This is a genomic window from Arthrobacter sp. P1_A5, assembly GCF_056406825.1.
The window spans coordinates 20289-29673 of record NZ_JBFTZL010000025.1; the positions used below are offsets into that span (position 1 = coordinate 20289).

Below are 9385 nucleotides of genomic sequence, written 5' to 3' on the forward strand. Positions count from 1 at the left end.
CCATGAGCGAACCGAAAGTATTCCTCCTGCCGGACCTGGGCGAAGGCCTCACCGAAGCCGAGCTCGTGAACTGGCTCGTGGCCGTGGGCGACGAGATCCGCGTGGACCAGCCGATCGCCGAGGTGGAGACCGCCAAGTCCATGGTGGAGGTGCCCTCCCCGTACGCCGGCACCGTGGCCGTGCTGCACGGCGAGCCCGGCCAGACGCTCGACGTCGGCAAGCCGCTGATCTCTGTGATGCCGGTTGGTGTTGCTGCTTCCTCCGTTTCCGCTGGTGGGGCCGGTACGGATGATTCCGCCCCCGCCCCTTCGCCGGACAGCATTCGTCCTGCGGACGATGCTGCCGGCTCCGGAAGGCCCGATGCCACTCCCGGGGCGGCATCATCCGCGCCGGCTGGTTTCGCTGCTGGCTCACCTGCTCCCGCTCCTGTTTCTTCGCCTGCTGCTGTTGCGGCTGAGGCTTATCGCGAGGAGGAGAAGGCCGGGTCCGGCAATGTCCTGATCGGTTATGGGACTCCGGGCGGGCATGGGATTGCCCGGCGGACCCGGGCTCCTAAGCGGGCTGCGGGGACCGAGTCGGTTTCCGGGGTCTCGGCTGCCGAGAAGGCTGCCGATGACCTGGTGCTCATGCGCACCCGGGTTCCCGGGAAGCTGGGGGCGGTTATTTCTCCGCTGGTTCGCCGGATGGCGCGCGATCATGGGGTTGATTTGGGGGAACTCCAGGGCTCGGGGGCCAGCGGGCTCATCATGCGGCGCGACGTCGAGGCCGTCATCAAGCCGTCGCCGATGGTTGAGCGTCCGGCTGCTACGGAGCCGGCCGCGCCGGCCGCGCCTGCCACGGGTTCCGGAACCGACGCGCGCACCGGGCTGGGTATTTCCGGACGCACGGCGGTCCGGGGCGTGCGGAAGGCGGTCGCGGCGAACATGTCGCGCAGCCGCTCCGAGATCCCGGAAGCCACGGTGTGGGTGGACGTGGACGCCACGGCGCTGGTGGAGATGCGTGCCGCGCTAAAAAAGGCGGACCCGCACAACACCCCGGGCCTGCTGGCCTTCATTGCACGGTTTGTTACTGCCGGGCTCAAGAAATTCCCGGAACTCAACACCCGGATCGTGACCACCGAGGATGCTGCGGGCGGCGCGATGCAGGAGATTGTGGCCTTCGACGGCGTCAACCTCGGGTTCGCGGCGCAGACCGACCGCGGACTGATGGTGCCGTCGGTACGGAACGCGGACAAGCTCAGCGCCCGCGAACTGGACGCCGAGATCCGCCGCCTCACCGCCGTCGTGCGCGAGGGCAAAGCGACCCCGGCGGAACTGGGCAGCGGCACGTTCACGCTGAACAACTACGGTGTGTTCGGGGTTGACGGTTCCGCGGCGATCATCAACCACCCCGAAGTGGGGATCCTCGGTGTCGGGCGGATCATCGACAAGCCCTGGGTGGTCAACGGCGAGCTCGCGGTCCGCAAGGTCACCGAGCTGACGCTCACGTTCGACCACCGGGTGTGCGACGGCGGCGCGGCCGGCGGTTTCCTGCGCTACGTGGCCGACGCGATCGAGAACCCGGGGTCGGCGCTCGCGGACATGTGAGCACCCCCCGGTGATTTCCGCATGAGGGCGGGGACAGCACAGTCAGTTGTGTGCGGTCCCCGCGCTCTTTTCCGGCCGTGCCGAAAGCCACCGCGCCAGCCACGACGCCGGCAGGAGCAGCAGCCACACGAAGGGCGTGTAGGCGTTGAGGACGAACGCCGCCGGAACCGAGAACAGGAACACCAGCGCCACGGCCATGCGCGCGTAGAAGATGCGGCGGTGGACGTGGGCGGCCATCTCGCGGTCCATGAGCCCGGCGTGCTTCGCGTAACCCCAGATGGTCGCCAACATCAGATAGACCGCGGCAATGTTGGCGGCGTACAAAACGCTCGGCCACGGCGTGGGGTCGTCCCCGTAGTCGCTGAGAATGGACGTCGGAGCGGGCAGCATGGCAATGAAGAACAACAGTGCCAGATTCAGCCAGGCCAGCTTCGCATTGAAGCGGCGGATGAGGGCAAAGTCGGAATGGTGCGACATCCACGTCTCGGCAATGATGACAAAGGACAGAGCGTACGCCAGCAACTGCGGCCAGGCCGCAACCAAGGCACTGTCCAGCTGCTCCGCGGGGATGCCCTCGGGCAATTTCAGGTCCAGGGCCAGGAGGGTCAGGGCGATCGCGAAGACGGCATCGCTGAAGAACACCATCCGCTCCACGGAAGTGCCGGCATTCAACGGGAGCGCCACCCCCAATCGTTCGGTAGAGCAACTGGCTCATCGACGGAAGTAGCCCACAGGCTACACCGCGGCGCGGCCCAAGACGAGGGGTCCGGGCATACCCGCCACAGGGACCGGAAGGGCATGCCCTGAAGGGAAATGCCAGCCAGCGCGGGTAGAATCGAGGCCTGTACAGCATCAACAACGCTGGACCAACAATGCCGGAAAAGCGTCGGAAATACGGAGATTCAATGTCACGATGGCTCAAGGTCGGTCCGGACAACTACGTACTGACAACTCAAGGTTCCCTGCTCAACACAGGTCTGGTGGTCGGCACCGAGCGCGCCATGGTGATCGACACCGGCGGCGGGCCCCGGCAGGGCCGCGAGATCCTGGCTGCCGTGCGGGAAAAGACCGGGCTGCCGCTGGTCGTGGTCAACACGCACGCCCACTATGACCACTTCTTCGGCAACGCCGTCTTCGCCAGTGAGGGCGTTACGGAATTCTGGGCACACGAGAACTGCGCCGCGGAAATTGAGGAGAACGGCGACGAGCAGCGCCGGCTTGTGGCCTTGGCGGAACCCGAAATGGCGGCCGGTCAGGGCTCCGACGCCGAGCTGGTTGTTCCGAACGCCATCGTGAAGGACCAGCCGGTCCTGGTGGATCTTGGCGGACAGGCCACCACCTTGTTCTATCTGGGCCGCGGCCATACCGACGGCGACCTCCTGGTCGGCACCGCGAGCACCCTCTTCGCCGGCGACCTCGTCGAACAGGGTTCCCACCCGTCCTTCGAGGACTCATTCCCCGAAGACTGGGCCGACGCCCTCCGGCACCTTTCCGCGCTGCGGCACCGCTACGAATTCCTGGTCCCCGGCCACGGCGAGCCGTGCTCGGACCAGTTCGTCAAGACCATGGCCAACACCATGACCACCGCGGTCCGGCAGGCGATCCAGGCCACCCGGGAAACCCCGGACGATGCAACCAAGGCCATCCCGATCCTGCCGTACGGCCCCGAACAGTCGCGCTGGTTCATCAAGCGCCTGCAGGACACGCGGGCCCACCGATGAGGATGGCGGGCTCAGGGCGCGCCGGATGGACAACGCCGGTAGCCTGTGAGTAACCTCATCTCCGGGTCCCTTTCCGTGGACCCGCTCTCGCCAGCGACCAGCTTGCCCAAGGATGGGGATCCCCGGGGCTCGCGCCAATGATGTCGCTGCTCTCAGGAGGTCTCACCTGTGACATTGCCCGGCTATGTCCTGGCGCTGTGCATTTTGCTCGGGAGTCTCGTGTTTCTCTCCGCGGTGTTCTACGTGGTGCTTCGCCTCAGGCGCCGCAGACACGCGCCCGCCTCCGTTCCTCAGCGCCAGGAGTCATGACAGTGCCGTACGTCGACATCAACCCCCACCGCAACCGGCCGAAATGGTGGGCCTACGTGGGCCTGGTGCTCTTGGCGGCAGCAACGATCGCCGTTGTGGTGCTCGCTCTGCGTCGCTGATAGGTGCGCTTTACGGCCGCGTCTGCGGGTCCTCGTCAGGTGACCACCGTGCCTGCGCCTAGACTTGCTTTTTGGACCAATTCAAACAAGCAACGCAGCGGCCTGCGCTGAGAGTCCTAGGGGAATAGATATGTCCGAACCGGTGGACACCAAAACTGCCAACGACACGATGGACTCGGAGCAACCGGATCTCCGGCGCCGGCGTGACCGCCGTGCCGACGGCTCCGATGCCTGGACGGGAACCATGCCGATCATCACGCCCAACGAAGCCGACGTCCAATCTGGACGTACCGCCCCGAGCAGTTCATGGGCAGAAGCGGCCGCCGCGGCGGATGCGCCGGCTGCACCAACGCGTGCCCCCGCAGGCGCAGCGCCGGCGGCGTTGCCCGAGACCCCCGGAACAACTCCGGCCGTGCCCGCGCAGCCGGCCCGCTCCACGCGTTCGGCCACGCGGTCCGCGGCCCTGGCCGACTCCCCGGTGCCTGACTTCATCAGTTCCCCCGGCCTCTTCGTCCGCGAGCAGAAGCCCCGGCCCGTCGGCGGGTTCCGCGGCGCCCTCTACAAGCTGACCGGCGGCGGGCTGAACCTGGGCCCGAGCGCCCGTCAGCGTGAAGAGGACGAGCTGGCCCGGCGCATCTCGCGCCAGCTCCAGGGCAGCTACAACACGGCCGTCCTAAGCCTGAAGGGCGGCATCGGCAAGACCTCCACCACAGTTGGCGTCGGACTGACCCTGGCCGAGTTCCGGGGCGATCCCCCCTGCGCGATCGACGCCAACCCCGATTCCGGCGACCTCGTCGAACGCGCCCTCGGCGAGGGCATCTACCAGCAGCAGAGCCCGCGCACCATCACGGACCTGCTCAAGAACATCGAGTCCGTCGATTCCCTCACGGCCCTGGCCCGCTACATGCACCATGCCGGCAGGCTCCACCTCATTGCCGGTGAACAGGACCCCGAGGTATCGGATTCCCTGACGGCCGAGGAATACCTGCGGATCCGCAAGCTCATTTCCGCGTACTACTCCGTGGCGCTGATCGATTGCGGCACAGGCGTTACGCACAACGCCATGAGCGGCATCCTGCAGTCGGCGGACAACCTGATCATCGCGGCTGGCTATGCCGTCAGCGGCGCCAAGCGGGCCCGCAGCACGCTGCACTGGCTGGCCAGCCACGGCTACGAAGACCTGGCCCGCAACGCGATCGTGGTCATCACCGACAAGGACGAGGTGTCTACGCGTGTGGACAAGGACGCGATCGAGGAGCACCTGTCCGGCATCTGCCGCCAGCTGATCGCGGTCCCGCACGATCGTGGCGTGGCCGACGGTGACCTCGTCACCTTGGACGTGCTCCGCCCGGAAACGCGCCGCGCGTACCGGGAGATTGCCGCCGCCATCGTGGACGGGTACGTCTAGGGGCGTATCCCTACCGGCGGCGTGATGCCCTGACTTTCAGGGCTGCCGCCGGAAGGCCAGCCAGCCCACGGCGCCAGCGCGCAACGTGGGCCCGGAGGAGCCCCGCAACGGAATCGTCGAGATAGATGTCGACCTGCCGCAGTACGTTCCGCGAGGGGAACACCGCACGAGCGAGCACGAGCGGTTTCACCCGCCAAGGACTTTCAATCAGGGCAATTAGATGCACCGTGCCAGGGAGCTGAACGGATACTCGGTACCGCCATTCCTCGCCGACAGGTCCTACCAAGCTTGGCAGATCTTGGACTCCCAAGTCATCCAGGAGCGGTTTCAGCGCCGCCGTCGCCTGTAGCTGCACGCTGAGATTCACGATGCCCTGGCGCAGGGTGGAGTCCACCCGCCGCAGCAGTCCTAAGTACTCGTCTCGATGGCGAGGAACACTCATCGACCTAAGGCTATGCAGCGCCTGAAAAATCGCCGCCCCCGGAAGGGAAGGAACGGGCACACGCCTAGCCGCCATAACCAAATATTGCCTGTCGCGCCAGAGCGTATCGAAGGCACTGTCGGGTGGGGCCTCCATCCCGGGAAATCTGTCATGCACGTCGATGTCACAGTTCCATCGCGGATGGTAGAGCGTCCGGGAATGGAAGTAGTGGCGAACGATGGACGCGCCTGACGGCCTTTCGAGCCAGCCTCTCGCGCCAAGGAGTTCGACCACTCTGTCCAGGTTCTCCGGGCGGACCAGGACATCCACGTCCGCAGAGACGTGATTGTCGCGGAGCCCCATCATGTTTGCCGCCGGGCCTTTGATGAACAACACCTGGAGACGGGCTGATTGGGCGACGTGGTCCACGAGGGCCGTGGCCAGGAGGACGGCTTCATCTTGATGCAGGGTCTCTGCGCCGACCATCAGCAGGCACCGTTTTCGCGCGTAGACGCAGTGATCATGCCGCTGCTGCTCAGGCTGCGGATCAACCCGATCACGTCTTCCGCGATCGCGGAAGCATCAGTGGCGTATTCGCGGGCAAGCCTCTCGATGAGCTCCGCCTCGGTTCTGGTCCCATCCAGCCCGTTCCACACCGAGGCAGCCGTCCCAACCAGGATGACCGGGACCTGTTGCTCAAGGTGCAGCAGGGCGACGCGATCGCCGTCGGCACTGTGGACGCAGGCGACATCGGCACTGACGCGCCACACCTGTTCCGTCATGAGACCTCCACCGACACTAGAGAGGCCATCAAGCATCACGCGGGCCCTCGCAAGGCTTCATGCTACCGCGCGGCAGCCAAGTTGTTTCGCACCGGTGACCGACTTAGATTTAGGCATGACCAACAACGCCGGGGACGAAGCCGCCCTGCAACTGCAGGACCTCCTGATGGGAACCGAGAACGTCGAGGACTTCCTGGGCCGCCTCGCTGGATTCTCGGCCGCCACACTCAGCCAGGCCGCCGGCGCGGAGATCGAATGCGGCGTTACGCTGCAGCGCCGGAAGAAGACCATGACGGTGGCCGGGAGCAGCCCCCGGGCCGTCATCCTGGACCGCATCGAGCAGACCCTCGGCGACGGCCCGTGCATCGCCGCACTGCGGACCAAATCCGTGGTCCTGCTGGCTGACGTCGACACCGATCCGCGCTGGCCGGAGTACCAGCGGCAGCTCGCGGCCCATGGCTGCCGCAGCACCCTCGGCGTACCCCTGGAAATCGGCGAGGACGCGGCCGCCGCCCTGAACTTCTTCGGCTCTGACACGGGGATTTTCACCGAGGCAATTGCTGCCGAGGCCTCCGGCTTTGCCGACCTCGCCGGCCGGGCCCTTCGCCTGGCCGTCCGGATCGGCACCGCGCAGTCCCGGGCGGAGGACCTGCAGGCCGCCATGGAGCACCGCACGTCCATCGACCTGGCCTGCGGCGTTATTATGGCCCAGAACCGCTGCTCCCAGGACGAGGCCATGGGCATTCTCACCCGGGTGTCCAGCAACCGGAACCAGAAGCTCCGCGACGTCGCGGCAGACGTCCTGCGGAATCTCACCAGCGGGGAAGTCCACACGCACTTCGACGCCTGAGCTCCCCGGCAGGCCCGTGTACGGGGCACTCCGCGGGGCTGGCCCTCCGAAGGAAGCAAGTAGTCCGGTGGTGCTAAGACAAGTACTCACCACTCTGTCCCAGCGCCTTCCCAATCTCGCAGGCTTAGTCGCGTGGGTGAGATGCCCGCGCAGCCGGGGACGGCTTGACGCTGAGTTTGGGGAGATCAGATGAGCACTAGCAACGACATGTATGCACGTGAGGAGCTGCGTTACTCCTCAAGGCGGCGCGCTTGGCGCTTGGCGCAGCTTTCTGGGTTGGCTGTGCTCGCTGCCGTAACGTTCACGGTTGTTTACCTGGCTTTAGCCCGTCAGTTCTAGGGCCGGCAACCCGACGCCTGAGCTCCCCCGGCGCGCCGCCCGCCCTAGGATGAAGGGGATGACCACCACACAGACCGCACCCTTCAGCCTCCGCAGCATCGCCGTCCCCGCCTTCGGTCCGGCCCTGCTGTTCAGCATCGGCGAGGGCGCCATCCTGCCCGTGGTGGCACTGTCCGCCCGTGACCTCGGCGCCTCGGTGGCCGTCGCCGCGCTGGTGGTCACCCTGATCGGTCTGGGCTCCTGGTTCTTCAACCTCCCCGCCTCGCTCATCACGCTGAAGTTCGGCGAACGCTGGGCCATCGTCGGAGCCGCGGCGGCCAGCGCCGTCGCCCTCGCCGCCGCGGCACTGGCACCGCTCGTGCCCGACGGGCTGTGGCTGCTCGCTGCGGCCATGGTGGTCGTCGGCATGGCCGCGAGCGTCTTCAGCCTGGCCCGGCAGAAATACCTGACCGAGGCGGTGCCGGTGATCCTCCGGGCACGGGCCCTGTCCACGCTCGGCGGCGTCAACCGGATCGGCATCTTCATCGGACCCTTCATCGGCGCTGCCGTGATGCAGTTCTCCGGAATCACCGGCGCGTACTGGGTAGGCGTCGTCGCCATGGCCGCGGCCGCCGTCTTGTCGGTGACCATCCCGGACCTCGTGGCCGCGCCTGCGGCGGACGACGGCGTCCCCATCCGGCAGGCGACGCTTCGCAGCGTCGCCGTGTCCCACGCCGGGGTTTTCCTGAGCGTCGGCATGGGGGTGCTGCTGCTCAGCGCGCTGCGCGCATCCCGGCAGGTGGTGATCCCGCTGTGGGCCGAGCACCTCGGGATGGACGCGACGCAGGCATCCCTGATCTACGGGCTGTCCGGGGCCATCGACATGCTGGTCTTTTATCCGGCCGGCAAGCTGATGGACCGCAAGGGCCGGCAATGGGTGGCCATTCCGTCGACCCTCATCATGGGCACCGCCATGCTGCTGATCCCGCTCAGCACCGGCTTCGCAGGCCTGCTTCTCGCGGCGCTTCTGATCGGGTTCGGTAATGGCATTAGTTCGGGCCTGAACATGACCTTGGGGGCCGACTTCTCACCCGACAACGGCCGCGGCCAGTTCCTGGGCATCTGGCGGTTCATGGCCGACGCCGGCGCCACCGGAGGGCCGGTGCTCCTCTCCGGTGTGACCGCCGTGGCCTCGCTCGGGGCCGGGGTGGCCGCCACCGGCGTGATTGGCTTCGCGGCCGCCGCGGTCTTCGCCGTCACCATTCCCCGGCTCAAACACCGCCGGAACTACTGACCGCTGCCCGGCCCGCGCCGGCGTCGTGCAGCATGACCGAACAGGCAGACACCGGCCACGGTGGCGAGGTAGCCCGTGATGACGATCAGTGAAGTCCCGGCCCAGAAGTAGCTGGTGGTGCTGATCTCCTGGCCGCCCGGGCCGATGCTCAGCAAGGCATAGGCCGCCACGCCGGCCGCGGCAAGACCGGTGAGGACGGGAAGCACCACCCACAACCTGGCTGACGCCCAGTGTCCGTTGTAGCCGTCCCAGACGTTCCAGCTCCGGCCGGTACGGATGATCAGCCAGCCGGCCGGGAGCATAAAGGCCCCCACCACGAGGAACGCCGCGACGACGTCGGCCGGACGGTGCCACTGGTTGATCAGCGTGGACACCCCGGTGGCGACGGCGAAGCTGCCGCCCAGGAAGCCTGCCAGCGGCCGCCAGCGCGGCGAGACCATAAGGAACACGGCCGCCGCGGCCGAGGCGGCCATCGTCGTGTGGCCGGACGGCAGCGAGTTCAGTTCAAGCGTCTCGATCCCGCGGTACGGCCGGACCGGCACCAGGTCCTTGAGGATCTGGGTGGCCACGTTGGCGC

Annotated in this window: 10 protein-coding genes; 6 read left to right on the plus strand and 4 right to left on the minus strand. The window is 67.1% G+C overall.

The genetic code is table 11. The features are described 5' to 3' along the window. The first annotated feature begins 2 nt into the window (after nt 1-2). Nucleotides 3-1586 (plus strand): dihydrolipoamide acetyltransferase family protein, encoded by a 1584-nt coding sequence (locus AC1D1S_RS06650; RefSeq protein ID WP_476994039.1) that lies wholly within the window; start codon nt 3-5, stop codon nt 1584-1586. 42 nt (nt 1587-1628) lie between these two features. Here AC1D1S_RS06650 and AC1D1S_RS06655 read toward each other — a convergent pair whose 3' ends face one another. After that, entirely contained in the window at nt 1629-2270 is a 642-nt protein-coding gene (locus tag AC1D1S_RS06655) for a TMEM175 family protein (RefSeq protein WP_476994040.1), read from the minus strand. Nucleotides 2271-2491: 221 nt separating this feature from the next. Here AC1D1S_RS06655 and AC1D1S_RS06660 point away from each other — a divergent pair, with 221 nt between their 5' ends. The 3 genes from AC1D1S_RS06660 (at nt 2492) to AC1D1S_RS06670 (ending at nt 5143) form a co-directional block, all read left to right on the plus strand. Further along, nucleotides 2492-3307, plus strand: coding sequence for an MBL fold metallo-hydrolase (locus AC1D1S_RS06660; protein ID WP_476994041.1), 816 nt, complete (start codon nt 2492-2494; stop codon nt 3305-3307). Nucleotides 3308-3612: 305 nt separating this feature from the next. Beyond that, entirely contained in the window at nt 3613-3735 is a 123-nt protein-coding gene (locus tag AC1D1S_RS06665; protein ID WP_476943840.1) for a hypothetical protein, read from the plus strand. 130 nt (nt 3736-3865) lie between these two features. Continuing rightward, nucleotides 3866-5143, plus strand: a complete 1278-nt coding sequence (locus tag AC1D1S_RS06670; protein WP_476994042.1) for a MinD/ParA family ATP-binding protein — start codon at nt 3866-3868, stop codon at nt 5141-5143. A 10-nt stretch (nt 5144-5153) separates the two neighbouring features. On the opposite strand, the gene AC1D1S_RS06675 is transcribed toward AC1D1S_RS06670, so the two are convergent. After that, the gene (locus AC1D1S_RS06675) at nt 5154-6050 is read right to left on the minus strand and encodes a nucleotidyltransferase family protein (RefSeq protein WP_476994043.1); all 897 of its coding nucleotides are present in this window, start codon (nt 6048-6050) and stop codon (nt 5154-5156) included. Beyond that, nucleotides 6050-6346: a PqqD family protein gene (locus tag AC1D1S_RS06680; protein ID WP_476994044.1), complete on the minus strand. Its 297-nt coding sequence runs from the start codon at nt 6344-6346 to the stop codon at nt 6050-6052. The genes AC1D1S_RS06675 and AC1D1S_RS06680 overlap by 1 nt, the downstream gene beginning before the upstream one ends. A 115-nt stretch (nt 6347-6461) precedes the next feature. Between AC1D1S_RS06680 and AC1D1S_RS06685 the strand changes: the two genes are divergently transcribed. Next, a complete protein-coding gene (locus AC1D1S_RS06685; RefSeq protein WP_476953105.1) occupies nt 6462-7196 on the plus strand; it encodes an ANTAR domain-containing protein in 735 nt (244 codons plus the stop codon). Nucleotides 7197-7593: 397 nt separating this feature from the next. Next, nucleotides 7594-8808, plus strand: coding sequence for an MFS transporter (locus AC1D1S_RS06690; RefSeq protein ID WP_476994045.1), 1215 nt, complete (start codon nt 7594-7596; stop codon nt 8806-8808). On the opposite strand, the gene AC1D1S_RS06695 is transcribed toward AC1D1S_RS06690, so the two are convergent. Then, on the minus strand, nt 8802-9385 hold a 584-nt coding region (locus AC1D1S_RS06695), incomplete at its 5' end, for a phosphatase PAP2 family protein (RefSeq protein ID WP_476994046.1). The genes AC1D1S_RS06690 and AC1D1S_RS06695 overlap by 7 nt on opposite strands.